Source organism: Streptomyces sp. NPDC042346 (assembly GCF_055581845.1).
On sequence record NZ_JBVJEH010000012.1, the window covers coordinates 352,008 to 376,375 of the forward strand.

General features: G+C 74.0%; 21 protein-coding genes. 5 read left to right on the forward strand and 16 right to left on the reverse strand.

The window, feature by feature from the left end:
• Nucleotides 1-265: 265 nt before the first annotated feature.
• The 5 genes from ACZ6K0_RS36895 to ACZ6K0_RS36915 form a co-directional block, all read right to left on the reverse strand.
• Nucleotides 266-1,030 carry a DJ-1/PfpI family protein gene (locus tag ACZ6K0_RS36895; protein ID WP_376413373.1) on the reverse strand — a complete coding sequence of 255 codons (765 nt, stop codon included), beginning with the start codon at nucleotides 1,028-1,030 and terminating at the stop codon, nucleotides 266-268.
• A gap of 125 nt (nucleotides 1,031-1,155) precedes the next feature.
• On the reverse strand, nucleotides 1,156-1,749 hold the full coding sequence (locus ACZ6K0_RS36900) for a TetR/AcrR family transcriptional regulator (protein ID WP_376413371.1): 594 nt from the start codon (nucleotides 1,747-1,749) through the stop codon (nucleotides 1,156-1,158).
• An 82-nt stretch (nucleotides 1,750-1,831) separates the two neighbouring features.
• A complete protein-coding gene (locus ACZ6K0_RS36905; protein WP_469236173.1) occupies nucleotides 1,832-3,499 on the reverse strand; it encodes an amidohydrolase in 1,668 nt (555 codons plus the stop codon).
• Nucleotides 3,492-4,802 carry an amidohydrolase gene (locus ACZ6K0_RS36910; RefSeq protein ID WP_469236172.1) on the reverse strand — a complete coding sequence of 437 codons (1,311 nt, stop codon included), beginning with the start codon at nucleotides 4,800-4,802 and terminating at the stop codon, nucleotides 3,492-3,494. The genes ACZ6K0_RS36905 and ACZ6K0_RS36910 overlap by 8 nt, the downstream gene beginning before the upstream one ends.
• Nucleotides 4,799-6,082 carry an MFS transporter gene (locus ACZ6K0_RS36915; RefSeq protein ID WP_376413365.1) on the reverse strand — a complete coding sequence of 428 codons (1,284 nt, stop codon included), beginning with the start codon at nucleotides 6,080-6,082 and terminating at the stop codon, nucleotides 4,799-4,801. The genes ACZ6K0_RS36910 and ACZ6K0_RS36915 overlap by 4 nt, the downstream gene beginning before the upstream one ends.
• 63 nt (nucleotides 6,083-6,145) lie before the next feature.
• On the opposite strand from ACZ6K0_RS36915, the gene ACZ6K0_RS36920 reads away from it, so the two are divergent.
• A complete protein-coding gene (locus tag ACZ6K0_RS36920) occupies nucleotides 6,146-7,237 on the forward strand; it encodes an Lrp/AsnC family transcriptional regulator (protein ID WP_469236171.1) in 1,092 nt (363 codons plus the stop codon).
• A gap of 169 nt (nucleotides 7,238-7,406) precedes the next feature.
• On the opposite strand, the gene ACZ6K0_RS36925 is transcribed toward ACZ6K0_RS36920, so the two are convergent.
• Entirely contained in the window at nucleotides 7,407-8,435 is a 1,029-nt protein-coding gene (locus ACZ6K0_RS36925) for a LysR family transcriptional regulator (RefSeq protein ID WP_469236170.1), read from the reverse strand.
• A 150-nt stretch (nucleotides 8,436-8,585) separates the two neighbouring features.
• The gene (locus tag ACZ6K0_RS36930; RefSeq protein ID WP_376413359.1) at nucleotides 8,586-9,134 is read right to left on the reverse strand and encodes a carboxymuconolactone decarboxylase family protein; all 549 of its coding nucleotides are present in this window, start codon (nucleotides 9,132-9,134) and stop codon (nucleotides 8,586-8,588) included.
• Nucleotides 9,135-9,288: 154 nt separating this feature from the next.
• On the opposite strand from ACZ6K0_RS36930, the gene ACZ6K0_RS36935 reads away from it, so the two are divergent.
• Nucleotides 9,289-9,867, forward strand: coding sequence for a TetR/AcrR family transcriptional regulator (locus ACZ6K0_RS36935; RefSeq protein ID WP_376413357.1), 579 nt, complete (start codon nucleotides 9,289-9,291; stop codon nucleotides 9,865-9,867).
• 210 nt (nucleotides 9,868-10,077) lie between these two features.
• Here the strand turns inward: ACZ6K0_RS36935 and ACZ6K0_RS36940 are convergent, their stop codons facing one another.
• The 7 genes from ACZ6K0_RS36940 to ACZ6K0_RS36970 form a co-directional block, all read right to left on the reverse strand.
• The gene (locus ACZ6K0_RS36940; RefSeq protein ID WP_469236169.1) at nucleotides 10,078-11,805 is read right to left on the reverse strand and encodes an acyl-CoA synthetase; all 1,728 of its coding nucleotides are present in this window, start codon (nucleotides 11,803-11,805) and stop codon (nucleotides 10,078-10,080) included.
• A gap of 65 nt (nucleotides 11,806-11,870) precedes the next feature.
• Complete coding sequence (locus ACZ6K0_RS36945) at nucleotides 11,871-15,158, reverse strand: FAD/NAD(P)-binding protein (protein WP_469236168.1); 3,288 nt, start codon at nucleotides 15,156-15,158, stop codon at nucleotides 11,871-11,873.
• Nucleotides 15,155-15,628: a cobalamin B12-binding domain-containing protein gene (locus ACZ6K0_RS36950; protein WP_376413353.1), complete on the reverse strand. Its 474-nt coding sequence runs from the start codon at nucleotides 15,626-15,628 to the stop codon at nucleotides 15,155-15,157. The genes ACZ6K0_RS36945 and ACZ6K0_RS36950 overlap by 4 nt, the downstream gene beginning before the upstream one ends.
• A 128-nt stretch (nucleotides 15,629-15,756) precedes the next feature.
• Entirely contained in the window at nucleotides 15,757-16,227 is a 471-nt protein-coding gene (locus ACZ6K0_RS36955) for a cupin domain-containing protein (RefSeq protein WP_469236167.1), read from the reverse strand.
• Complete coding sequence (locus tag ACZ6K0_RS36960) at nucleotides 16,220-17,131, reverse strand: sulfurtransferase (protein ID WP_469236166.1); 912 nt, start codon at nucleotides 17,129-17,131, stop codon at nucleotides 16,220-16,222. The genes ACZ6K0_RS36955 and ACZ6K0_RS36960 overlap by 8 nt, the downstream gene beginning before the upstream one ends.
• Before the next feature lie 73 nt (nucleotides 17,132-17,204).
• Nucleotides 17,205-17,747 (reverse strand): HPP family protein, encoded by a 543-nt coding sequence (locus ACZ6K0_RS36965; RefSeq protein ID WP_469236165.1) that lies wholly within the window; start codon nucleotides 17,745-17,747, stop codon nucleotides 17,205-17,207.
• Nucleotides 17,748-17,863: 116 nt separating this feature from the next.
• A complete protein-coding gene (locus ACZ6K0_RS36970) occupies nucleotides 17,864-19,414 on the reverse strand; it encodes a vanadium-dependent haloperoxidase (RefSeq protein ID WP_469236164.1) in 1,551 nt (516 codons plus the stop codon).
• 364 nt (nucleotides 19,415-19,778) lie between these two features.
• Here ACZ6K0_RS36970 and ACZ6K0_RS36975 point away from each other — a divergent pair, with 364 nt between their 5' ends.
• Together ACZ6K0_RS36975 and ACZ6K0_RS36980 are read left to right on the forward strand one after the other, a co-directional pair.
• Entirely contained in the window at nucleotides 19,779-20,351 is a 573-nt protein-coding gene (locus ACZ6K0_RS36975) for a hypothetical protein (protein ID WP_469236163.1), read from the forward strand.
• 350 nt (nucleotides 20,352-20,701) lie between these two features.
• Nucleotides 20,702-21,352, forward strand: coding sequence for a ScbR family autoregulator-binding transcription factor (locus ACZ6K0_RS36980; RefSeq protein WP_376413610.1), 651 nt, complete (start codon nucleotides 20,702-20,704; stop codon nucleotides 21,350-21,352).
• Here the strand turns inward: ACZ6K0_RS36980 and ACZ6K0_RS36985 are convergent.
• Both ACZ6K0_RS36985 and ACZ6K0_RS36990 read right to left on the reverse strand, forming a co-directional pair.
• Complete coding sequence (locus ACZ6K0_RS36985; protein WP_469236162.1) at nucleotides 21,324-22,325, reverse strand: NAD-dependent epimerase/dehydratase family protein; 1,002 nt, start codon at nucleotides 22,323-22,325, stop codon at nucleotides 21,324-21,326. The genes ACZ6K0_RS36980 and ACZ6K0_RS36985 overlap by 29 nt on opposite strands.
• A 26-nt stretch (nucleotides 22,326-22,351) precedes the next feature.
• Nucleotides 22,352-23,302, reverse strand: coding sequence for a ScbA/BarX family gamma-butyrolactone biosynthesis protein (locus ACZ6K0_RS36990; RefSeq protein ID WP_376413605.1), 951 nt, complete (start codon nucleotides 23,300-23,302; stop codon nucleotides 22,352-22,354).
• Between the two features lie 131 nt (nucleotides 23,303-23,433).
• Between ACZ6K0_RS36990 and ACZ6K0_RS36995 the strand changes: the two genes are divergently transcribed.
• A complete protein-coding gene (locus ACZ6K0_RS36995; protein WP_376413603.1) occupies nucleotides 23,434-24,114 on the forward strand; it encodes a ScbR family autoregulator-binding transcription factor in 681 nt (226 codons plus the stop codon).
• Nucleotides 24,115-24,368: the final 254 nt, after the last annotated feature.

The following is a 24,368-nucleotide window of genomic DNA, read 5'->3' on the forward strand; positions in this document are numbered from 1 at the left end:
GTGTGGCCGTTCCGCGGCGACCGGGACCCCCCTTCCCGCCGTCTTGACGCCGCGCCCCCGGGTCCTTACGCGTTCCTGACGCGGGTACGGGGCAGCCGGGCCGGCCCCGGCGTGGTCCCGGGCCGGCCCTGGCGTGGTCCCGGTGCGGCCCTGGTGTGCGGGCCACCCTTGACGATCTCGTAGAATATTCAACAGAGGCCCGGTGCCGGAGATCCCCCGTGTCCGACACCGGGCCTCGTCGACATCACTGCACCTCCCCCGCCGTTCAGTCCCGGGACCAGACCGTGCCGCGGGCCTCGTACTCGAGCATCGCCTCCAGGCTGTTCGCCGCGTCCGGGCCCAGCTCCCGCCGGACCAGCCAGAGGGCGAGCTCCAGGCCGGAGGTGACGCCGCCGGCGGTCACCAGGTCGCCGTCGTCGACCACCCGCGCGGCCTTCAGGATCCCGCCCTGCCGCTCCAGATCGGGCCGGGCCTTGTGGTGGGTGGTGCAGGGGCGGCCCTTGGTGAGGCCGGCCGCCGCGAGGAGCATCACGCCCGTGCACAGGGCGCTGACCGTGAGCCCCGGCCGGACCGCCGCCGCGAGGGCACGGGGCAGGACTCCCTTGTCGATCTCGGCCCACACCCCGGGGCTGTCGCGGCGCGCGTAGCCGCCGCCGGGGACGACGAGCAGATCGGCCCGGTGCGGGGCCCAGGGGTGCTCCACGCGGACCTTCGTCCCGTAGGCCGCGGTGACGGTACCCGGGCCGGAGGGGGTGACGTAACGGACCTCCACCGGTCGGTCGGCGAAGAATCCGGCGGCCGAGAGCACCTCGTACGGCGCGGCGAAGTCGAGCTCCTCGACGCCGTCGAAGAGGACGAGCTGGACGCGTAACGGGCGACCGGCCGCGCGGGCGGCCCCGGCGGCGGTTCCGGCGGTGGTTCCGGTGGGCGCGGGTCCCGCGGCGGCTTCGGCGGTTCCCGCGGCGACGCCCGCGAGGGCGGACGCGGCACCGAGGCCGGAGGTGGCGCGGAGCAGGTTGCGGCGGTTCATGACTCTCCCGGGTCGTGGACGGACGACGGGGACGGCCGATCCGGACCGTCGGTCCCTGCGGTCCGTCCCTCTGAGTCAGTCGGACGGCCCCGCCGCCCGGTTCCCGGGCCCGGCCGGGCGACGCCTCAGCGGCCGCCGGGGTACGCGGTCCGCGCCGTGATGCGGGCGATGCGCCGCGCCGACTCCTCCGGGGAGGCCACCGGTTGGACGATGTGGCTGACCGTGAGCCGCACGATCGTCTCGACCGCGAGGCCGCGCGACTCCTCGTCGACGTCGGGCCAGGCCTCGATCGCGTACGCGTCGAGCATCGTCATCGCCGTCCCGAAGACCGGCTCCGGGCGGGTGGTCAGATAGGCGAGGAGATCGTCCTCGCCGCCCCGCGCGGCCACCAGGACCCCCTTGATCAGGGGGTTGTCCAGGGCCTGTTGGAGCGTGTAGCCGACGCCTGCGGCCGCCGCCGCTTCCAGGTCGCCCCGGTGGGCGTCGAGTTCGCGCTGGATGCCGAGCAGGAAGCCTTCCAGCTCGCGCTGGACCAGGGCCTTGCCGATGGCCTCCTTCGAGCCGAACTCGTTGTAGAGCGTCTGGCGGCTGATCCCCGCGGCCCGCGCGATGGCGGTCATGCGCAGCCCGCCCCAGCCCTCGGCGGCGACGAGGCGGTAGGCGGCGTCGAGCACCTGCTCGCGCAGCAGGGACCGGACGCTCTCGCGGAATCGTGTCATCGTGGCCCCACTGTATCCATGGGTACGGACCCGCCCGTCCGGCGCGGGACGGGCGCCCGGCCGGGGCCGGAGCGCCCTCCCGTCACACGCCCCAGGTGAGCCGTCCGCCCAGGTAGGTCGCGGTGACCGCGGCCTCCTCCGGGAGGCGTTCCGGCGCGACCGTGTACGGGTCGCGGGCGAGGACAGTGAGGTCGGCGCGGAGCCCCGGCCGCAGGGAGCCGATCTCGTCGTCGAGGTGGAGCTGCCAGGCGGGATGGGCGGTGACGGCGAGCAGGGCCTCGTCGAGCGTGAGCCGTTCCGTCGTGCCGTGGACGCGACCGCTCGCGGGGGTGCGGCGGGTGAGGGCGGTCGCGACCGAGGCCAGCGGGTCGGTCGGGGAGCACACGCCGTCGTTGTGGAGCGAGACGCGGTGGCCCGCGTCCCAGGCCGAGCGGACGGCCATCCAGCGGTCGGCGACCTCCTGGCCGAAGAGGTCGTCCGCGAGGACGTCTCCCCACCAGCGGATGTGATCCATGAACAGGCTGACGGTGGCCCCGAGTTCGGCGGCCCGGCGGTACTGCGCGGCGGTGACCGCGCCGCAGTGCTCCATGCGGGGGCGCAGGGCGCGGAAGGCCTCGGGGTCGGCAGCGGCGGCCCGGCCGTAGGCGTCGAGGACCGCCTCGAAGGTGACGTCGCCGTGGACGTGGCAGGCCATCGGATACCCCTGGACGGTGAACGCCCCCGCGAGTTCGGCGAGTTGATCGGGGGTGTAGTTCATGGGGGCGTGGTTGCAGCGGCCCGGTCCCATCGCCCGGGTGGCGGCGCTGTCCAGGTAGGGGAAGCTGGTCGCGACCGTGCCCTCCCAGGCCGTGCCCTCGGCCCACAGTTTCATCCCGGAGATGCCGAACAGCTCCTCGGCGGGGGCGTGTCCGGGGAAGCGGCGGTCCGGGTCGGCGGCGAGTTCGGGGGTGCCGATGAGGTACGAGCGGACGCGAACGGCGGCGCCGGGGCGCTCGGCCGCGGCCCGCAGCGCGGGCAGGAGCCGGGGCTCGGTGGCCAGGTCGGCGACGGTGGTGATGCCGACGCGGGCGTGTTCGGTGTAGGCCCAGTCGAGTGCGGCGGCGAGCCGGTCCGGTGCCAGCCGGTCCCCGGCCACCACCCACAACAGGGCCTCGACCGCGCCTCCTTCGTGGGCCTCGCCGGTGGGTTCGCCGTGCTCGTCGCGCAGGAAGCGGGCGCCCGCCGGGTCGGGGGTGTCACGGGTGATGCCGGCGGCGCGCAGCGCGGCCGAGTTGGCCCAGGCCGCGTGGCCGCTGTTCGCGACGACGACGAGCGGGGCGTCGGGGCGGAGCGCGTCGAGCTCCGCCCGGGTCGGGGGCGTCAGGTCGCGCTGGAGCAGCGGGTCGACGCCGTAGGCGCAGACCGGTTCGCCGGGCGCGGCGGCGGCCACGGCGGCCCGGATCCGGTCGAGGACCCCGGCGCCGGTGGGCACGGTGAACGGCCGGACGTCCACGGCGGGCGGGGCGACGGCGAGGGCGACCATGACCGGGTGGCCGTGGGCCTCGACGAAGCCGGGCAGCAGGGCCCGGCCGGCGAGGTCGACGACCTCGGTCGTCGGGCCGCACAGGCGCAGGATCTCGTCACGGGTGCCGACGGCGGTGATGCGTCCGTCGCGGACCGCGAGGGCCTCGGCACGGGGGCGGGCGGGGTCCATGGTGAGGACGGGGCCGCCGGTGAACACGAGGTCGGGGATGGTGTCGGGCTCAGGCATCGGGGGTCTCCTTCGCCAGCCAGTGGGCGGCCGCCGCGAGGAGTGCGGTCACGCCGAAGGGGATCGTCGGCCCGGGTACGGGGGCGAAGTGGGGCGAGTGGTTGGCGGGGACGGTGTCGGGGAGGCCGTTCTCCAGGAGGGCGTCGGGGTCGACGCCCGCGTACAGGGCGGGGTCGGCGCCGCCGAAGTGCCAGAAGACGGAGGGGACTCCGAGCGCGGTGCCGAAGACGCCGAAGTCCTCGCTGCCGGTGATGACCTGGGGAAGGGTGAAGACCCGCCCCTCGCCCAGGGCCTCGGTCAGGGCGGACTGGACGAGGGCGGTGGCGGGCCCGTCGTTGACGGTGACCGGGAAGGAGTTGAAGGGGACGATCTCCGGTTCCTTGGGGGCGCCCGAGGCGGCGGCCTCCGCGCGGACGATGCGGGTGACGGCGGCGAGGATCCGGTCCCGTACGGCCGGGGTGGTCGAGCGGATGTTGATCCGCAGCTCGGCGGTGTCCGGGATGATGTTCTCCTTCGTCCCGGCGTGCAGCGAGCCGACGGTGACGACCCCGGTCTGCGAGGCGCCGATCTCCCGGGAGACCACGGTCTGGAGGCGCATGACGACGGCGGCGGCCATCACGACCGGGTCGACGGCCGTCTCGGGGCTGGAGCCGTGGCCGCCGCGGCCGAAGAGGGTCACACGGAGGCTGTCGGACGCGGCCATGACCGGTCCCGGCCGGGTGCCGAGGAAACCGACCGGTGCCGGGGCGACGTGCTGGCCGAGGCAGATCTCGGCGCGGGGGAAGCGGTCGAGGAAACCGTCCTCGATCATCGCGGGCGCGCCGCCGACCTCCTCGGCCGGCTGGAAGACGGCGACGACGGTGCCGCTCCAGGTGTCGCGGTGGGCGGCGAGCTGCGCCGTGGCGCCGAGGAGGCAGGTGACGTGCATGTCGTGCCCGCAGGCGTGCATGACGGGCACCTCGTTGCCGTCGGGGTCGGTGCCGGTGGCGGTGGAGGCGTACGGCAGGCCGGTCTCCTCCTTGACGGGCAGGGCGTCCATGTCGGCGCGGAGCAGGACGACGGGCCCGGGGCCGTTGGCGAGGACTCCGACGACTCCGGTGCGTCCGACGCCCTCGGTGACCTCCCAGCCCTGGGCGCGCAGCCGCTCGGCGGCGACTCCGGCCGTACGGAACTCCTGGAAGGAGAGTTCGGGATGGGCGTGCAGGTCCTCGTAGAGGGCGAGGAGCCCGGGGAGCCGCTCGTCGAGACCGGAGAGGAGCGGGGTGACGGTGGCCGTGCCGGTGAGGGTGCGGTCGGTGGTCATGCGGATTCCTTTGCGGGGCTCGGAGTACGGTCCGCGGCGGCGCGGAAGGCGGGGGCGTCCTGGGGGGTCAGGCACGCCATGACGGCGGCGACGACCGCGCCGAGGACGAGGAAGCCGAAGGCGACCTGGAAGGAGAAGGCGTCGGCGAGCGCGCCCATGACGGGCGGGGCGATGATGCCGGCGACCTGGCCGCCGACGATGATCACGGCGCCGCCCACTCCCACGTACTCCGGGGAGAGCCCGGCCATGGGGACGGCGAAGATCGGCATGTAGGCGAGGGAGGCGGCGAAGATGGCGACGGTGCCGAAGACGACGAAGCCGGTGAGGGACGGCGTGCTCGCCATGAGGAGCAGGGCGACGGCGGAGACGGCCATGCCGGGGACGATGACCTTGCGGTGGTGGCCGCCGAGCCGGTCGGAGAGCCGGCCGCCGATGACGGTGGCGGCGGCGGCCCCGAGCGCCGGGATGGCGACGAGGGCTCCGGCCGCCGTGAGGGAGACCCCGTGCTCCTCGCTGAGGTACGAGGGGACCCAGGTGTTGAGGCCCCAGACGATCGTGCTGTAGCCGAACATCATGAGGGAGAACCGCCAGAGGACGCCCTTGCGCAGGACCTCGCGGAGCGGGGGGCGGGCCGCGGCCTCCGCGGGCGGGGCCCCCTCCGCGCGAGGCAGCGGGGCGGGCAGCCAGAGGCGTACGGCGACGAGGGCGAGGAGCCCGAGGGCGGCGGTGGACCAGAAGGCCGAGCGCCAGCCGAAGACGGCGACGAGCGGGGCGACGGTGAGCGGGGTGATGACGGCGGCGAGGGCGTTGGAGCTCATCACCGCGCCGTTGGCGCCCATGCGCTCCTCCGGTCGCGTGCGCTCGACCAGGACCTTCATGGCGGCGGGCGGGAAGATGCCCTCGGCCGCGCCGAAGGCGAAGCGCAGGGCGAGCAGCACGGCGAAGGACCAGGCGAAGCCGGTGAGGGCGGTGAAGACCGACCAGGACAGCAGGGCCCAGAGGGTCACCCGCCGGCCGCCGAACCGGTCGGCGAGCATGCCGCCGGGGATCTGACAGAGCGCGTAGGCGAGGAAGAAGGCGGAGACGACGAGCCCCTGCTGGGTCCGGTCGATGTCGAACTCCGCGCCGATGGACGGCAGCACGAGGTTGATCACGAGCCGGTCGGCGTAGTCGACCAGCCAGGCCGCGAAGAGCAGGACGACCGTGATCCGGACGGTTCTGCGGTGGGCGGGCGGCGCCGCCGAGGGGGCGGGCAGGTCGGGCAGGGTCGGAGCAGGCACGGTACTCCTCTCACCGGTGGCCGAAACTGGTGGTCGGCCGGAAGTGCCCCTACGATCCGGTCCATGAGCGCGAACCCCCGAGAACTGCCGGAAAGCCTCACCGCAGATGCCCTCGCGCCGGATTCCCTCGTCGAGGGTCCCGCCATGGGATTCTCCGAGCTGGATCTCGCGCTGGTCGACGCGCTCCAGGCCGCCCCGCGCGCCCCGTGGACCCGGATCGGACGGGCACTCGGCGTGGACGCGACGACGGCGGCCCGCCGCTTCGAACGGCTCCGGGCCGGCGGCCTCGCCTGGGTCACCGCGTACGACGCGGCGAAGACGGCGACGGTCGCCTACGTCGAGGTGCGGTGCCGGCCCCGCGCCTTCGACCGGGTGAGCGCCGCGGTGACGGCGCTGCCGTGGGTGTTCAGCGTCGACGAGACGGCCGGGGACTTCGACCTCTTCCTCTCCGTCGCCGCCCCCGACCTGCCGTCGCTGGGGCGCGCGGTGCACCGGGGGATCGGTGGCCTGCGCGGGGTGCGCGAGACCCGGACGAGGCTGGGCATCACGCTGTACGGCGAGGGGCGCGACTGGCGGATGCGGGCGATGAACCCGGCGGAGCGGGCCGGTCTCGGCGGGCCGCACGGCCCGCACCCCCGCTCGTACAGCACGCACCTCCACGAGCGGCCGGCGCCGCAGGACCAGGCGCTCGTCGGCGCGCTCGGCGGTGACGGGCGGCTGGGGTACGCGGAGCTCGGCGCGCGGACGGGCATGAGCGAGCACACGGCGCGGCGCAGGCTCCAGCGGATGATCCGCGACGGGGACATCTCGCTGCGCTGCGATCTGGCGCACCCGCTGGCGGGCCTGTCCACGATGGTGGTGTACCGGACGTCGGTGCCGCACGCCCTCCTCGAGCAGACGGGGAATGCGCTGGCCCGGCTCGAACAGGTGCGGATGTGCGTGTCGGTGAGCGGGCCGTACAACCTCCTCGTCCTGGTCTGGCTGCACGGCCTCGGCGCCGTCGACCCCTTCGAGGCGCTGCTCGCGGAGCGGTTCCCGATGCTTCAGGTGCAGGACCGGACGGTGGCGCTGCACTCGCCCAAGCGCATGGGCTGGCTGCTCGACGAGCAGGGGCGGGCGGCGGGCCGGGTCCCGCTGGGGCTGCCCGCGCACTGAGGCGGGGAAGGGAGGTGCCACGGCGCTCCGTCGCTCCCTGTGGACCCGGTCGGGGGTGGGGCCGGGGGAGACGGCGGCGCGCCGTGGCACCGGTCGGAAGGCGGTGCGCGGACGGCACCGGTGGGGAAGGGCCTCGGGGCCGGTCAGGCCACGGGGTCAAGGACCAGAATCAGGAAGCGATGCGCGGGTCCGGGTCCAGGCCCAGGTCCAGGGCGTCGGCCTGCTCGCCGAGGACGGTGACGCCGGAGGGCGGCGGGCCGGGCTCCTCCGGGTCGACGGCGCCGGCGAGGGCGGTGGCCTGGCGGAGGGTCTCCGTCAGGTTCTGCCAGTCGAGCGCGGGCCGGGTGTCGGCGCGGCCGAGGACGAGGGAGGCGTTCCAGCGCATGCGGGGCACGCCGGGGAGCGGGCGCAGACCGCCGGCCTCCTGCGGGGAGGCGGCGAGGGCCATGGGGAGCATCGCGCAGCCGAGGCCCGACTGGGTGGCGGCGCGGACGCCCGCCATGGAGCCGAGTTCGTGGATCTCGGGCGGGCTGTCGCAGCGCAGTCGGAGGAACTCGGGGAGCCAGCGCTGGGAGGGACAGTCGGGGTCGGCGATGACGACCTGGCGGCCGAGGCCGCCGCGTCGGTGGCGGACGCCCGCGACGGCCACGAACTCCACTTCCTGGAGGCGTACTTCGATGAGGTCGTCGGTGCGCTCGATGGGGGCCTGGTCGGATAAGAACCCGGCCGGGTCGTCCGCGTCGACGACGGTGAGGACCAGGGCGCCGTCGATCGCGCCGGCCCGGAAGGCGTCGTGGACCTCGGCCGTTCCCATGACGCGCAGGGCGAGTTGGACGCCGGAGAGGAGTCGCCGCCCGATGTGGGTGACCCGGGCGAGCTGCTGTCCGTACGCCAGCGCCGGGACGATCCCGATGGTCATGCGTGGCGGGTTGGCCGCCGGCCGGCGCAGGGCGGTCTCCATCTCGCCGACGAGGGTGAGGATCTGACGTGCGTACTCGCACAGGACGGTGCCGGCCCGGGTGAGCCGGACGCCGCTGGGCAGCCGCTCGAAGACGGGCTCGCCGACCTGCCTCTCCAGCGCACGCATCTGTGCCGTGACGCTGGACTGCGAGTACCCGAGGCGGCGCGCCGCCTGGGTGAATGACCCGGTCAGGGTCACCTCGCGGAAGGTCCGAAGGGTTCTTGCGTCGATGTCCACGTGAATTCCCCCCTGCCGCGCAGGCGGCAGTTCCTCGCACCGGGTGGCTGGTCGTCCACCCGCTTCGATCGCCCCAGTCGGTTGTCACACAAGCCGCAGGGGTGCGCGGACGCACCACGCGCCCGGCACCCCTGCTCGGCCGCGAAGACTCTACTCGGCGAGGTGGGCCGGGACCAACGGAAAGTCCAAGTCCGGCTGCGCTACGTGATTGAAGAAGTTGGACAGCACGTTGAGCGCGACGTGGCCGACGATCTCGGAGATCTCGGCGTCGGTCACACCGGCGGCGCGCGCGTCGGCGAGGTCCTCGTCGGTGACGCGGCCGGCGGTGGCCATGACGGCGCCGGTGAACCGGAGCACCTGGTCCATGTGCGGGTCGCCGGCGTCGCCGCCGCGGCGGGTGTCGAGCAGTTCCTGCTCGCTCAGGCCGACCTTGCCGCCGCGCAGGGTGTGCGCGGAGACGCAGTACGTGCAGTCGTTGCGCTGCGCGATGAAGAGCGCGAGCTGCTCCCGCTGCCGGGCGCTGAAGCTGCCGCCGACGAGGGCCTCGCGCATGGCGAGGTAACCGCGGAGCGCGGCGGGCCCGTTGGCGAGGGAGGCGTAGAGGTTGGGCAGCTTGCCGAGCTGCTTGAGGGTGCCTTCGAGCAGCTCGCGCTGCTCCTCGTTGGCGGTCTCGACGGTCAGTTGGGGCAGGCGGGGCATGGAGCTCTCCTTGAGCCGAACCAAGACGGAACTGATCGGTACCATCAAGACGGTACCGATCGGTTCCGTCTGGCGCAACGGGAGGGCTCCACTCCGCCCCGGAACCCGGACTGTTGAGCCCTCACCCATACGGCACTGAGTGGTACCGTCTGGTATGGCCACGAACGCTAAAGAACGGCTCCTCGGTGCGGCGGAGCGCCTGTTCTACGAAGAGGGGATCCGGGCCGTCGGCATCGAGCGGATCCTGTCCGAGTCCGGAGTCGGCCGCGCCTCCTTCTACCGGCATTTCCCCAGCAAGGACGATGTCGTCGTCGAGGTGCTGCGGCGCCGCGACGGCATGTGGCGCGCCTGGCTCGACGGCCGGATCGCGGTGAGCGAGCGCTCCCCCGAGGAGCTGCCGCTCGCGCTCTTCGACGGGCTCGCGGAGCGCTTCGCCGCGGCCGAGTTCCGCGGCTGCGCCTTCATCAACACGATGGTCGAGACGGCCGATCCCGACAGCCCGGCACACCACGTGGCCGCCGAGCACAAGGAGAAGGTCATCGCGGTCCTCGACCGCCTCCTCACCGAGGGCGGCTACCTCGACCACGAGTCCCTGGCCCGCCAGCTCGCCCTCCTTGGCGACGGGGCCATCGTGACCGCCGTACGGGAGGGCACACCGGAGGCGGCGGTGCGGGCCAGGACCGTGGCCGAGGTGCTGCTGCGAACGGCGGAACGCGAGACCGTCGGGGCGTAGGGGGCCTTGCCCACAGGGCCCGGGCCCGGCGGCTTCGGGCCTCGGGCATCTCGCCACCCGGGCCGAGCCCGCGGCCGGCAAGTCCCCAGCATCCCGCCGCACGGGTCGGGCCCGCGCCCTCAAGCCCTCAGCGTCCTCCCGCAGGGGCCGGGCTCGCGCCCTCAGGTGTCAGGCGGCTCGCCGCTCAGGGCCGGGCCCTGCCCTCGGCTCTCAGGCCCCTGGGGTGAGTTCGCCGCGGCGGACCTTGCCCGAGCGGGTGCGCGGCAGGCGGGTGACGACGTCCACCCCGCGCGGTACGAAGACGGGCGCGAGCCGCTCGGCGGCCAGGGTCAGGAGCTCGGCGCCCACCCGGCGGTGCCGGGTGCCGGCCGGCTCCCGGGCCGACGGCACGGAATCCCCCCGCACCGCGCGGAGTTCGACCACGGCGTACGGGGCCAGGCCGCCGGCCGGGTCCGGGCAGGGGATCACCGCCGCGTCGGCCACCTCCGGGTGGCCGCGCAGCACCGCCTCGATCTCCATCGGCGAGATCCGGTGGCCGTGCGACTTGAAGACCTCGTCCATCCGGCCGAGCAGCCGGACGGAGCCGTCGGCGCACCGCTCGCCCCGGTCGCCGGTGCGGTAGAGGCCGTCGGCGAAGGCCTCGGCCGTACGCTCGGGAAGGTCGGCGTAGCCGCGCATCAGTCCGGGCGGACGCTCCGTCAGATCCACGCACACCTCGCCCGCTTCGCCCGTCTCCCCCGTCTCCGGGTCCCGGAGCACGATCCGGTAGCCGGGGAGCGGGTGCCCGAGCGGGGCGAGCGACTCCGGGGTGTCGGGGGCCCGGCCGATGAGGGCGGTCGCCTCGGTCTGGCCGTAGCCGTCGCGCACCCGTACGCCCCAGGCCGCCTCGATCCGCTCGGCCGTCTCGGCCGTCAGGGGCTCGCCCGCCGCCGTCGCCTCCCGCAGCCGGGGCGCGCCCGGGCCCCCGGCCACGTACGGCAGCATCGACCGCCAGGCGCTGGGCGGCGCGCAGAAGCTGGTGGCGCCGTGCTCGGCGAGGACCCGGGGCAGGAGCGCCGCGGGGAGGCCGCCGTCCGGGGGCGCGAGGATCGTGGCCTCGGCCGCCCACGGCACGAAGAAGCTGGACCAGGAGTGCTTGGCCCAGCCGGGCGCGGAGAGGTTGAGGTGCCGGTCGCCGGGGCGCAGCCCGCTCCAGTACAGGCTGGAGAGGTGCCCGACGCCGTATCCGGCGTGGCTGTGCTCCACGAGCTTCGGCAGCGAGGTCGTGCCGGAGGTGAAGTAGCAGAACGACGGGTCGGCGGCCCTGGTGGGCCCGTCGGGCACGAAGGCGCGCCGCCCCGTCCCGCGCGTGTCGGGGTACGGGAGCCACCCGGACCGGTCGGCGGCCGGCGTCATCCGTACCCCGGGCACCGGCAACTCGGCGAGGAGCGGGACGAGTTCGGGTGCGCAGACGACGTGCCGGATGCCGCCCCGGGTGATCCGGTCGGCCGCCTCGTCCCGGGTCAGGTCCTGGTAGCCGGGGACGACGACGGCGCCGAGCTTGATGCAGCCGAGGAGCGTCTCCCACAGTTCGGCCCTGGTGCCGAGCAGGATCAGGACCCGGTCGCCGCGCGCGACCCCGGACTCGCGCAGACTCACCGCCAACTCGTCGGAGCGTGCGGCGAGTTCGGCGAAGGAGACGCGGTCGGCGAGCGGGACCCGGCCGTCGGGTCCCGGTCGGCCGAGGAGTTCCAGGGCCGGCCGGTCGTTCCCCTCGGCGATGACGTCGAACCAGTCGAGGGCCCAGTTGAAGTGCTCGGCGCGGGGCCACCGGAAGGCGGCACAGGCCTCCTCCCGGTCGCCGCGCAGCCTCAGGAGGAGGTCCCGGGCCGCCCGGTACTCCTCGTGAGCGGCCGTACGGGACCCTCGCGCCGTCCCACTCGCCGTCCCGCCGGCCATCCTTCTCCCCGTCCCCCTCGCCGTTCCCCTCGCCTTTCCCCTCGCCGTCCCCTCCGCCGCTTCCCTCACCGCGCGCCTCCAGGCCGCGCGGTGGCGAGCAGCGCGCCCGCGATCTCGTCGGCGTCCCGGGTGAAGGAGCCCCAGGGGCCGGGGCGGCCGCTGCCCACCTGGGTGAACCAGCGGGTGTGCTCACTGGGGATCCCGAGCACGTGCGTGCTGGTGTCCACCGAGCCGTCCGCCCGCACCGGGTGGTAGGGCGATGCGGTGCAGTCGAGCCCGCCGGTGGCGAACACCCCGTCTCCTTCGGCCTGTTCGTCTCCCTCCGTCACGGCGGGCGCGTTGGTGAACGTACGGATCTCCCCGTCCACCATCAGCCCGCGGATCAGCGGGTCCCGGTCCGCCGCGAGGTCCGTGCTCGGCACGCGGGCGTCCACGACGACGTCCAGCGGCACCCAGGAGTTCTCGACCTGGTCGGACTCCACCGCGAACCGCCCCTCCACCGGATCGGCCTCGAACCGGGCGCCGGGGCCCACCGGTTCGAGGATCCCTGCCGCGAGCAGGGCGAGGAACTGTTCCGAGCGCACCGGCGGCGGGCCCGTCGACACCATCGCCGCGAGCGGGCCGAACTCGGCGAGGAACCAGCGGTGCGACGCGGGGGTGAGCCCGCCGAAGTCGACCACGGAGCGGACCGTCTGCCGGACGTCGCGCAGCACGTCGGCCGCCGCCTTCAGCGGCCCTTCGGCGTTGCCCTGCCGCGCCTCGGCCAGGTCGGCGCGCAGCCACTCGGTGAGCACCTTGTGGAACTCGGCCGGCGAGCCGAACCGCCGGCCGCGGAACGGGCGGGCGAGCGCGTCGAGGCCGGTGAGCGGCCGGGAGTCGATCCGGTAGCCGGCGGCGAGCCGCTCCAGGATCCGGGGATCGAGCCCGTCGGCGAGGACTCCCTCCACCACGCGCTCGGTGAACTCGGCCGCCGTGTCCGGCCCGTGGACGCGGCGGACCCGGGTGGCGAGGAGGACGAGGTTGACCTCGGCGAGCAGCCACGGCAGGACGGACCGCTCGAAGTCGAGCGGCGCGCCCTCGGCACGCAGGGCCGCCATGCGCTCGGAGGTGAACAGCCGCGCCTGATAGCGGTATTCGGGGCCCTTCTGGTTGGCGCCCCGGGTGAGCAGGGGCACGCCCCCGCGTGAACCCGCGACGATCCGGGGCTCCTTGCCGCTGGGCAGGTAGAGCAGTCCGTCCCCACCCTCGGCGAAGGTGCCGCCGCGCCCCTGGGTGAGCTCGGTGAGGATGTCGTAGAAGGTGAGTCCCATGCCGAGGATGCCGACGCTCGCACCCGCCGGGATGTCGGCGAGCGGCATCTCGTGGGCCGTGCCGCCCGCGACGTACCGGACGGGGCGGGCGGGCGTCGAGCACTCGCGGGCGAACGCCCGCCAGGCGCTCTGCTGTTCGTCGGGCTCGTTGTCGGGGTGGCCGGTGGCGAGCAACACCCGGTCGACGGTGAGGACTTCACCGCGGTCGAGTCTCAGGCGGTGCACTGCGCCGTCGGGCCCGTCCTCCTCCCCTTCCCGCGAGCGGTCCGCGCAGATGACCCGGGCGGGGATGCGGTGGACGGTGAGCGTGGACGGCAGGGACTCCTCGACGCACCGCATGACGTACGTCAGGTACCGGCCGTAGACGGCGCGCGGCGCGTAGCCGTCCGGGTCGGCGGCCGCCGGGTCGTCCTCCGCCCACCACTCGCCGAGGGTGGGTCCGGCGCCGGGCCGGTGGGGTCCCGTGTCTGCGGGCCCGGAGAACATGGTGACCTCCTGGGCCGGGGTGTTCATCAGGAACCGCGGCGACTGGTCCGTGCGCCAGATCCGACCGGCCCCCGCCTCGTACGGATCGATCGCGAAGACCTCCACCGGCCGTGCGGGGGGCTCCTCGGCGCAGCGCGCGGCGAGCCGCTCCAGGACCGAGAGGCCGCGCGGGCCCATGCCGACGAACGCGATCCGCAGCGGTTCGGCGGGCGGCGGCTCCGGGGCGGGGCGCGGTGCGGACGCGAGCTCCGGCGGCGGGTTCGTACCGGCCGCCAGATCGTGCTCCCGGGCGACCCGGCCGAGCATGCCGGCGAGCTGACGCGAGGTCATCGGTGTGGTCCTCCGGCTGGTGGTGAGCAGGGGCAGCGCGCCCAGGTCGGTCCACTGGAGGCGGCCGTCGGGTGCGACGGTGGACCGGGCGGCGCCGCGGTTGTCGGGGTGCAGGCAGTACGGCACGTCGAGGAGGCCCCGGTCGAAGGCCTTGAGCAGGGCGGTGCCGAGGTCGTCGGAGAGGCCGAGGACGGCGGTGATCAGGGTGCGGGCCTCGGCGAGGACCTCCTCGGTGTCGGCTGCGGGACCGCCGGACGCGGCGTGCGTGCGCCGGGCGGCGCCGGCCGCGTCGGCGGCGATCCTCAGGGCGGTGAGGTTCTCCGCGACGGTGGGGATCCGGTGCGCCTCGGTCTCGGTCTTCACGATGAGGCGCCGCGCGCCGCCCCGGACGGCGAGTTCGGCGCTGCGGCGCAGCAGCAGCCGGGCGCCGGGCACGGTCTTGGGATAGACCCCCATGTACGTGTAGAGCACGATGTGGCGGTCGACGGCCGGCGGCAGGAACTCGTCGGCGAGCAGCCGCAGCGCGGTGAGCGCCCCCGCGTCCTGGGCGGGATGGGTCTGCTGGGCGTAGCTGAGGGAGACGCTGGTCGCTCCGTTGGCCACGAAGAAGAGGCACTCCAGGACCGAGACGGCGACGAGCAGCGAGGGCGGGCAGAGCTGGCCGAGGAGGCAGCCGCCGAAGGATTCGAGATGGGCCCGGCGGCCGTGCGCGCGGCTCTCCTCCGTCAGGAACTGGACGGAGTCGCGCCAGGCGGCGACGGATTCGGCGAGCGGGGTACGGCCGTAGGGCAGGCAGTACGAGACGGGGCCGCCCTCGGAGGCGGCGAGCCCGGCGGCGACCATGGTGCGGAAGATGGCCATCGGGTCGGCGGAGCCGTGCCGGACCTGGACGGGTGTGCCGCGTCCGGCCGCGGCCGCGACGCGTGCGGTGGTCTTCGGACCGTGGCTGACCAGCGGGAATCCGTTGAGGGGCCGGCCTGCGCGGAGGGCGGCGGTGGCGGCGGCGTGGTCGCCGACGCGGGTGTAGCTGTCGATGGTGAGGGTGGCGACGGTCCGCAGGGGCAGCGCGGCGACGGCGGCGACTCCGCCGGCCATCTCCTCTGCCGCGACCATGCCCATCCGGGGCTGGACGACGAGGGCACCGGCCTCGGCCGACTCCCGGACGAAGGCGCCGAGATCACCGGGGGGAAGCGGAGGCTGGGGCGCGGGCGGGACGGTGGTCGTCAAGCCGCGGCCCGCCCGGTACACGCCCCGCCGAGCTCTCCGAGGCGGCGCAGCAGTGCGGTGGGCGGGGTCCCGTCCGCGTACACCTCGTCGAATCCGGCGTCGAGGAGTTCGGCGGTACGGGTGGCGGCGCCCTCCGGGGATATGCCGAGGAGCCCGCCGATGACCATCGGGACGGACCGGGTGGCGCGGTCCTCGCGCAGGGCGCGGGCGGCGCGCAGCCCGTCCTGGTGGCCGTGGCCGTTGACGGAGGAGAGGACGACGAGGTCGGGGCGGGTCATGCGGGCGGTGTCGACGAGGAGTTCCTCGGGGACGCAGGGGCCCAGGTTGAGCACCGAGTGGCCGTGCTCCTCCAGGAAGAGCTGGAGGTGGACGAGGTTCCAGGTGTGGGCGTCGGAGGAACCGGTGGTGAGCAGGACCCGGCGGGAGGGCTCGGGGCTGCGCAAGGAATGGGGCCGTACGGACGGGGTCATGGCGTCTCTCCGGTAGGTCGGGGCAGCACGAAGGCAGGGAGCGGTGACACGGAGGGCTGTGGGTGCAAGGCGAGGCCGCCGGACGCCCCCTGGGGGGAGCCCGGTGGCCTCGCGGACGTCCTGGTGGGTCAGGCGGAGGGGACCCCGGCGGCGACGCCGGTGGTGGCTCCGGCGACGCCGGTGGTGGCTCCGGCGCCGACGCCGGTGGTGATCTCGCCGGCCTCGGGCGTACGGGAGGCGGCGGGGCGGGCGCGGACGGCGAGGACGGTGCAGCCGTCGGCGCTGGACATCTGGTGCCGGGTGCCGGGTTCCTCGACGACGAGGTCGCCGCGGTGGAACCGGCGCCCGTCACTGTGGTCGAGGGTGCCGTCGAGGACGAGCATCAGCTCGTGGCCCAGGTGCTCGTGGAAGTCGCCGTGCGCGCCGGGCGGGAAGCGCAGCAGCAGGGAGGCGGAGTCCTCGTCCTCGGCGGGGTCCGGGCCCCAGAGGACGACGTACTCGACGCCGACGCGGCCGGGTTCGGACCACGGCACCCAGGCCAGGTCGGTCTGGTCGAAGCCGTTGCGGAGCACGTCGCGGATGACGGTGACGTCAGGCATGGGCGCGGACCTCCGAGGCGGCGCCGCGCTGGGCGACGATCGACGGGATGCCGTCGGCTCCCCAGGGCTGGGGGCCGTTGACGATGGGGGCGCCGATGAGGGAGCCGAACTCCCGCCACGCGCCGTCGTAGTTGCGGATGTCGGGGAGTCCGAGGAGCTCCCGCAGGACGAACCAGCTGTGGGCGGAGCGCCAGCCGACGCGACAGTAGACGACGGTCGGGGCGTCGGTGCGGACGGCCGCGTAGGCGCGGGCGAGCTCCTCCTGGTCGCGGAAGGTGCCGTCGGGGCGGACGGCGGTGTGCCAGGGGATGTGGTCGGCGGAGAGGGCGTGGCCGCACCGCACGCCGAGGTCCTCCGGGACGCCGGGCGGGGTGTTGCTCTGCCCGAGGTACTCCTCCAGGGAGCGCACGTCGAGGAGTTGGTGCCGGCCGATGTGGTCGAGCATGTCCTCGCGGCGGGCCCGGATCGTCTCGTCGAGGGACGGTACGGGGTACGCGACCGGGGGCCGCTGCGGCGCCTCGCCGGTGAGGGGGCCGCCGAGCGCCTCCCAGCGGAGCCGTCCGCCGTCGAGGACGCGCAGTTCCCGGTGGCCGTAGAGCCGGAACTGCCAGTATCCGGCGGCGGCCCACCAGTTGTTGTTGCCGCTGAGGAAGACGACGGTGTGGTCGGCGGATATCCCGTGCCGGGCCAGGAGTTCGGCGAAGGCCTCGGGGCCGATGACGTCCCGGCGCACGGGGTCCTGGAGGTCGCCGGTCCAGTCGAGGCGGACGGAGCCGGGGATCCGGCCCGCCGTGCTGCCGCCGTCGGTGATCTCGACGAGGACGGTGCCCTCGTCACGGGCCGCGGGGTTCCGCAGCTGTTCCATGATCTGCTCGCAGCTGACGAGCAGTCTGTCTCGGTTCACGTGCGCTCCGTTGAGGGTCGGTATGCGGAGGTGCGTGGGGGACGGGATGGGGTTCACGGCCGGCGGACGGCCGTCACCACCAGTACGACGGGTACTTGCCGATGACGCCGAGTCGGGAGGCGATCAGGCCCACGAGGACGAGGACGACGCTGCCGACGGCGAGCAGGACGAGGAAGCGGACGGGCGCCGGGTCCTGGAGGACGGCGAGGACGGCGGTGGCGGCGGCCGGGGCGTGGACGGCGCGGAGGAGGAGCATGACGGCGACGCTGAGACCGGCGGCCACGGCGGCCACCCAGAGGGAGTGGCCGAACACGGCGACGGCGACGAGACCGAGGATGCCGGAGCCGAGCTGCCCGAGGACCACGCCGCGGGGCTGGGCCGGGGGCAGGGCGGGCGTGCTGCAGATGATCATCGCGGTGGCCGCGAGCGGGGCGATCATCAGGAGGTGTCCGGTGGCCTCGCCGAGGGCCACGAGGATCGCCAGCGACACGACGGTGGCGAGGGTGCCGAGGGCCGCCGGGCGGGCACCGGGGAAGGGCGGGGCGCCGCCCGCCCAGCGGCTGCGCGCGGGCGGGGCCGCCGCGCCGCCCGCGGGGGTCTGGGTCTGATTGCTCACGGTGTTCTCTCCTTGGCGGGGCGGGGCGGGGCGGGGCGGGCTGGGCGGGCCGGGCGGCCGACAGCGCGTCGGCCGCCGACGGGCGGATCAGCGGTGGGCGATCGGCACCAGGCGGATCAGCGGTGGGCGCCGGTGAAGTAGCGCATGGCCTGCCGGTGCACGACCTTGCCGATGTTGTGGCCCATCTCGATGCCGGGCTCGTTGTCGAAGCTCCAGTGCATGCCGCCGTACACGCGGGAGATGCCTGCCTGCTGGGCGGCCTCGCTGAAGGTGGGCCAGTGCAGGACGACGTCGGTGCGCGGGGTGAGGCCGGGCTCGACCGTGGACGCGCCGGCCTTGAAGCGGTACGAGTCGCCGAAGGAGTCCGAGCCGGTGAAGCGGCGCAGGAACTCGGCGGCCGCGCCGGAGAAGGTGCTGTGCCCGGACACGGTCGCCGGGAACGGCGGAACGGCCACGTACGCCTGCCAGTCGAGGCCGTCCATGGTGACGGTGCCCTGACCGGGGCCGCCCCAGGACTGGACCTGCTGCCCGCGCCGGTCGAACGGGATGAGCGTGGAGGGGCGCGCGAAGTCGTACTGGGCCTTGACCGCCCAGGAGCCGATGGCGGCGTCGCACTCGGCCATGTTGAGGCCGAAGAACAGCTGGGCGTCCTCGTCGACGCCGTAGCCGTCGCGGGCGGAGACGTACCGTCCCCACATCTGCTGGGCGCCGGGCGGGGTGACGTCGTCGTTGAGCCAGAACTCGGCGATCGCCTTCTGCTCGTCCGTCAGCTGGGCGCTGATGTCCAGGAGTTCCTGGATCGCGGCGGTCATCCGGACGGAGGGGTACGCGGGCGGGGCGGGCACCGTGAACTGGTCGGGGCGGCTCAGCGCGAAGGGCTTCATCACCGCGAACTGCGGGGTGAGGTAGCGCTGCGTCTTGCCGTTCACGATCAGCGGGGTCCAGTGCGCCGGGTCCGTCACCGTGGACGGGTCGAAGGCGCCGGCGGTCTGCGGGGTGTTGCGCGCCTGGTAGCCGGTGGTGTCGGTGTAGGCCGGGGTGCCGAGCTGGTTGGCGCCGTCGCCGTGCCGGTAGTCGAGGACGGCCTGCGCGGTGCGGCGGCCGATCCAGGCGGGGCTGTTGCGGCGGGGGGCGGTGAGCTCGGGGTCGTAACCGAGGCTGCGCAGCATCGAGTCGATGGCGACCTTGTACTCGGGGTACAGGTCGAGCAGGGCGAGGTGGGCCGCGTAGCTGATGGCCTCGTTCTTCTTGTCGAGGGTCCGCTCGGCGCGGGGCCTGCGCAGGGAGCCGCCGAACCGGCTGCCGACGGCACAGCGGTCGTAACACGCCCAGGCGTCGTAGATCGCGTTGTGGATGATCGCGAGGGCGCGGGCGTTGACGGTGGCGGGGCCGAAGCGGTTGCCGGCGGCCTGGTAGCGGCCGAGGATCGCGTCCATCGCGGCCTGGTTCCAGCGGATGACGACGCTGATGTCGGTGACGGCGCCGGGGGCGCGGCGTCCCGTGCGGGTCTCCGCCTCGAAGCTCGTGGGGACGCCCCATGCCACGGTGCCGGGCAGGGCGAGCACCCCGGCCGCGGCGGCGGTCGTGGTGAGCACCCGGCGCCGGGTGAGGGCCGTGCGGGCCTCGGGGGCGGTGGTGGAGGCGGGGGCGGCGGGTCGGTGGGACATCCGTGGATTCCTTCGCAGGGTGCCGGGAGCGGATGGACGCGGTCCGGGTCCGTGGATCAAACACAAACTCGAACAGTGCTCAGGCTGGCGAGAAATGATCGCGTCCGGCAACGGTCGATCGACTTCTTGCATCGCGGGTATGCAAGGAAGCGATGGGCGATGCGAGGGTGCGCGGGACGTGGCTAGCGTGAGCGACGGCGTCCGCCCCTCCTGCCGTGATTTCGGCGTGATCCGAGCGGTCCACCGCCCGGTCACGCCCCGCTCGGCACCGCACGGCACCCACGGCCCCGGCTCGCACGACGGCCCCGGCCCACTCCGCCCGGCACCGCCGGCCCGCATCGACTCGCGTTGGAGATGCCCGCGCATGACCGTTTCCCCCCAGGTGACACCGTCCGCCACGCCCGTCTCGACGTCACCCTCCGCCCCGCCTTCCGCCCCGCGTTCCGCCCCCTCTCCCGCCGCCTCCTCCGCCGCCGCTCCCGCCGCCGCTCCCGCCGCCTCTTCCGCCCCGCTGTCGCTCCTGGACCGCTTCGACCGGATCGCCCCGCGGCTGCACGCGCACGGCCTGACCATGCTCCGGGCCGGCCTCGGCGGCGTGTTCGTCTGGTTCGGTGTCCTCAAGGTCATCGGCTCCAGTCCGGCGGCGGCGCTCGTCGTCGCCGTCCTGCCGTTCCCCGCGGGCGACTGGTTCGTCCCCGCGCTCGGCTGGGGCGAGGTGGCGCTCGGCCTCTGGCTGGTGTCCGGGCGCGCACAGGCCGCGGCCCTGCCGGTGCTCACCGCCCACCTGTGCGGCACCTTCGCGGTCCTCGTCCTCACCCCGGGCGCGGCGTTCGCCCACGCCAACCCGCTCCTGCTCACGCTGGTGGGCGAGTTCGTCGTCAAGAACGTGGTGCTGCTGGCGGGCGTGGTGGTGGTGACGACCCGGCCGCGCACCTGAGCGCTCCCCGCCCCCCCTGGTTTCGCCGGGCACCCTGTCCGGCGACAGCCAGGATCGGCCCATGGCCACCAGGAAGTACGACACCTTCGGCGCCGACCCCTCTGTCGCTGACGCTTCACCAACAAACCTTCCCAACGGTTTGTTAGCGGCCCCTCTCGCGTCCCCGCGCGGTCCTCAACAGCGCATGCGCACGCCCTCGATGGGTAGGTACACCCGACAACACCGATGCGCCCTGGATCCCTACGAAAGCTCGTAGAATACCAATCAGTCGGTTTAAGGACGTCGGGTGGTACGGCGCGACGGGGCGCAAGCTCGTGCCGCTGCGACGCATGGTGCTACGGGAGCCGTTGGTGACCAAACAAGAGCGGGGCACTCGGACCCGCGACGCGCTGATCAGGTCAGCGGCCGCGGAGTTCGACCTGCACGGCTACGCCCTGGCCACGTTGTCCGCGATCAGTCTGGGAGCCGGCGTCAGCCCCGGGGCGCTCCACTTCCACTTCGAGAACAAGGCGGCGATCGCCGAGGCCGTCGAGGACGCGGCCTGCACCACACTGCGCCGGACCGCCCGGATCGCCTACCGCCACCGGGCGAACGCCCTGCAGAACCTCGCGGACACCACGCACGCGCTCGCCCGCCTGTTCCGCCAGGACATCGTCGTACGGGCGGGCTTCCGGCTCAGCTGCGCGAACGACTGCCGTACGGAGCTCAACCTGCGGCAGGAATGGCAGAGCTGCGTCCAGCAGCGGCTCGCGGAGGCGGCCGACGAAGGCCTCCTCGCCGCCGGCATCGGCCGCCAGCAGGACCTCGCCCGCACCGTCGTCGCCGCCACCGTCGGTCTGGTGACCCTGTGTCAGGACAGCGGCGAGTGGCTCTCCCCCCACACGGTCACCGGTCTGTGGCGGACCCTGCTGCCGACCCTCACGGCCCCCGAGGCACTCGCGGGCCTGGAACCGGCGGGCACCGCCGCCGTGATCACCCGCTCGCTCGACCCGGTCGGGTGAGGAGGTCCCGGTACCACTCCGCGTGGCCGGGGAATCCCGCGGTGAATCCCGGACCCGGCGCGCAGCCGAGCTCCCGCCACGGGCGGTCGTCCGCGAACCAGTGGTCGGTGGCGAGCATGGCGAGGTGGTGGCGGCCGTAGGGGTGGCCCGCCAGCAGGTCGTACGCCTCGGCCAGGTCCACCGCCCCTGCCCGGGGCCGGTCCGTCCGCGCGGACAGGAGCTCCTCGCAGGGCGCGAGGAGCTCCGCGACCGGCACCGGTTCGGGGTGGTCGACGTAGTACGGGCCCGCCTCCGTCCGCGGCGAGAGCGCCGCGCCGAGCAGGACGCCCGCCAGGCTGTCCACGTCGATCACGGAGTGCAGCGAGGCGCCGGCGTCGAGGGGGCCGGGCAGGGCCGCGAGCAGCCCGACAAGGCCGGGGACCAGCCGCACGTCGCCCGTGCCGTACACGAGGTGGGGTCGCAGTACCGTCCCGCCCGCGTCGAGGACGTGCCCGTCGGCGGCGGCCCGGGTACGGCTGGTCGCGGAGCCCGGCGCGAGCGGCAGGGTGCCGGGGGCGGCGGCCCGGAAAGGACCCCGGCCGTGGACGGAGGCGGTGCCGAGGGAGACGATCCGGGTCACCCCGGCGCGTACGGCCGCCTCGACCAGGGTCCGGGTCCCGTCGTCGTTGACCGCGCGGAGCAGCTCCTCGTCCCCGCCGATCGCCGACGCGCAGTGGATCAGTACGTCGACCCCTTCGCAGGCCCGGCGCAGGGAGTCGCGGTCGCGGAGGTCACCGGTGACGGTCTCGGTCACGGGAACGGGACCGGCGTACCCCGCCGGCTCCTCCCCCGTCGAGACGCCCGTCGAGACGACCGTCGCGGCAGATCGGGTGAGCAGCCTGAGGTGCCCGAGGTCCGCCCGTGCCGCCGCCGTCGCCGCCACCCGGCGGCCGATGAATCCGGTCGTGCCGGTGATCAGAACGCGAGGAGCCATGGTGTCGCGGGCCTTCCCGGTCCGGTTCAGCCGGCCAGGCGGCTGTCGAGACGGCCCGCGGCCACCGCCAGGTCCCGGGACGGGGACGTGAGCGTGCAGGAGAAGACGGACCGGTCGTCCTGGCGGCCCTCGACCCGGACGGTGGTCACCGAGGGGTCGGAGGCGGGCGCGATCTCGGCCTCGATCCAGCACGGGCTGTCGAGCTCCGCGTACCGCGCGAAGGAGACGTCCATGACCGTGGGGAGGTACGTGCCGCTCCCGAGGACCATCGTCGCCGCCTGCCGGGCGGCCTCCACGAGGACCATTCCCGGTACGTGGTCGTTGGGGCGGCGGAAGAGGGTGGCGTGGCCGGTGTTGATGCGCAGCTGCCACTGGCCCGGTCTGGTGCCCGGGGCGAGGACGACGTCCTTGGAGTCCTCGCGGCCGACCAGGTGCGGGGCGACTCCCGGTATCAGCGGGACCGGGCGGCCGAGCGCCTCCATCCGCTCGCCCCGGACGCGGTGGTACGCCGGGGTGGACATGCAGCTGGTCACGGCGCCGCCGGTACCGAGCAGCCGGCCTTCGCAGGTGAGGACCATGGTGGTCCGCAGGCTCCGGAGCCTGCCGCCGCGGCTCTTCACGTCGGAGACGACGACGTCGATGCCGACGTCCGAGGCGCGGCCGTCGACCGCCAGCGCGTCGGCGTCGACGCTGTAGGAAAGGCTCCACATGACGAACTGATCGTCCGCGGGTACCCCCAGTTCGGCATGAGCGACGAGCATGGTGACCTGACGTATTGTCTCGGCCACCAAAACGGGGTCGTGCCGGTCTCCTGCCACCGGGGAGAAGAAGGGATGCGCGGCAGGCCAGGCGGCGGAGACCGAGAAACGATTCTCCCGCAGCTGCGTCCAGCCCGTGGGGATGATGTCCGCGGGATCGGCTCGGTGCACGAACTCTCCGGGGACGTGTGTCACCGTTCCCCCATCGCTCTGATCCATGGTTCCCCCTTGCGTCCCCACGCCCCTGGGCAGATTTTCCACCCAGCCTAGAATACGTACAGCCCGGTTTTCTTTTCAATGCTTCACGTCACACGGTGAGCACAGACAGCGAGACAGCAGGAGGCGCCGCCTTGGCACAGCAAGCGCGTGCAATCAGAACCCGACGGGCGATCCTGAATTCGGCCGCGACCGTCTTCGCGGAGCGTGGATACGAGCGGACCACCATCGGGGAGATCCTGGTGCGCGCCGGGGTGACCAAGGGAGCGTTGTACTTCCACTTCGCCTCCAAGGAAGACCTCGCCCTCGGCGTGCTCGACGCCCAGATGCTCGACGTGCCGCTGCCACCGCAGGCGATCAAGATCCAGGAGCTGGCGGACCAGGCCTTCCTGCTCACCCACCGGCTGCAGCGTGACCCCGTGGTGCGTGCGAGCGTCGCCCTGGCCCTGGACAGCGGCGCCACCAGTATCGACCGGGTCGCCCCGTTCCAGGCGTGGATCGACCACCTGTCGGACATCCTGACGGTCGCGAAGGCGCGGGGGGAGCTCCTCGTCCATGTGAACGTGACGGACTCGGCCCAGCTGTTCTCCGGCGCCTTCTCGGGAGTCCAGGCGATGTCCCAGGTCATGTGCGACCGCAAGGACCTGGCTCACCGGGTGTCGGTCCTGCTCCAGCACTACATGCCGAGCGTCGTGACGCCGGCGCTGCTGACCAGCCTCGAACTGACCCCGGACCGCGCCGTGCAGCTCGGTGCCGAGTACGACGCGATCATGCTCCGCAGGGAGCAGGACCAGCTCGCCGACACTCCCCACTAACAAAACCGACCGACTGGTCCCCCTGAGCGCCCCGACGCGGAACAGCGTCGGGGCGCTCTGGCGTCATGGCACTGAGTGTGTTTTGCTGAGGGTACTCAGTGCCACAACCGCTATCGGTGCCACAAGCGTCTAGGGGAGCTCCACATCATGGGCAAGGACTTCGACCTGTATCGGCCTTCCGAGGAGCACGACATGCTCCGGGAGTCGGTGCGTGCGCTGGCGGAGGCGAAGATCGCGCCGTTCGCCGCGGCGGT

Excerpts from the sequence above, each read along its gene's own strand:
- ACZ6K0_RS36895 (WP_376413373.1), bottom strand. The coding sequence starts at position 1,030 with ATGAACCGCCGCAACCTGCTCCGCGCCACCTCCGGCCTCGGTGCCGCG.
- ACZ6K0_RS36900 (WP_376413371.1), bottom strand. The coding sequence starts at position 1,749 with ATGACACGATTCCGCGAGAGCGTCCGGTCCCTGCTGCGCGAGCAGGTG.
- ACZ6K0_RS36905 (WP_469236173.1), bottom strand. The coding sequence starts at position 3,499 with ATGCCTGAGCCCGACACCATCCCCGACCTCGTGTTCACCGGCGGCCCC.
- ACZ6K0_RS36910 (WP_469236172.1), bottom strand. The coding sequence starts at position 4,802 with ATGACCACCGACCGCACCCTCACCGGCACGGCCACCGTCACCCCGCTC.
- ACZ6K0_RS36920 (WP_469236171.1), top strand. The coding sequence starts at position 6,146 with ATGAGCGCGAACCCCCGAGAACTGCCGGAAAGCCTCACCGCAGATGCC.
- ACZ6K0_RS36930 (WP_376413359.1), bottom strand. The coding sequence starts at position 9,134 with ATGCCCCGCCTGCCCCAACTGACCGTCGAGACCGCCAACGAGGAGCAG.
- ACZ6K0_RS36935 (WP_376413357.1), top strand. The coding sequence starts at position 9,289 with ATGGCCACGAACGCTAAAGAACGGCTCCTCGGTGCGGCGGAGCGCCTG.
- ACZ6K0_RS36940 (WP_469236169.1), bottom strand. The coding sequence starts at position 11,805 with ATGGCCGGCGGGACGGCGAGTGGGACGGCGCGAGGGTCCCGTACGGCC.
- ACZ6K0_RS36950 (WP_376413353.1), bottom strand. The coding sequence starts at position 15,628 with ATGACCCCGTCCGTACGGCCCCATTCCTTGCGCAGCCCCGAGCCCTCC.
- ACZ6K0_RS36955 (WP_469236167.1), bottom strand. The coding sequence starts at position 16,227 with ATGCCTGACGTCACCGTCATCCGCGACGTGCTCCGCAACGGCTTCGAC.
- ACZ6K0_RS36970 (WP_469236164.1), bottom strand. The coding sequence starts at position 19,414 with ATGTCCCACCGACCCGCCGCCCCCGCCTCCACCACCGCCCCCGAGGCC.
- ACZ6K0_RS36975 (WP_469236163.1), top strand. The coding sequence starts at position 19,779 with ATGACCGTTTCCCCCCAGGTGACACCGTCCGCCACGCCCGTCTCGACG.
- ACZ6K0_RS36985 (WP_469236162.1), bottom strand. The coding sequence starts at position 22,325 with ATGGCTCCTCGCGTTCTGATCACCGGCACGACCGGATTCATCGGCCGC.
- ACZ6K0_RS36990 (WP_376413605.1), bottom strand. The coding sequence starts at position 23,302 with ATGGATCAGAGCGATGGGGGAACGGTGACACACGTCCCCGGAGAGTTC.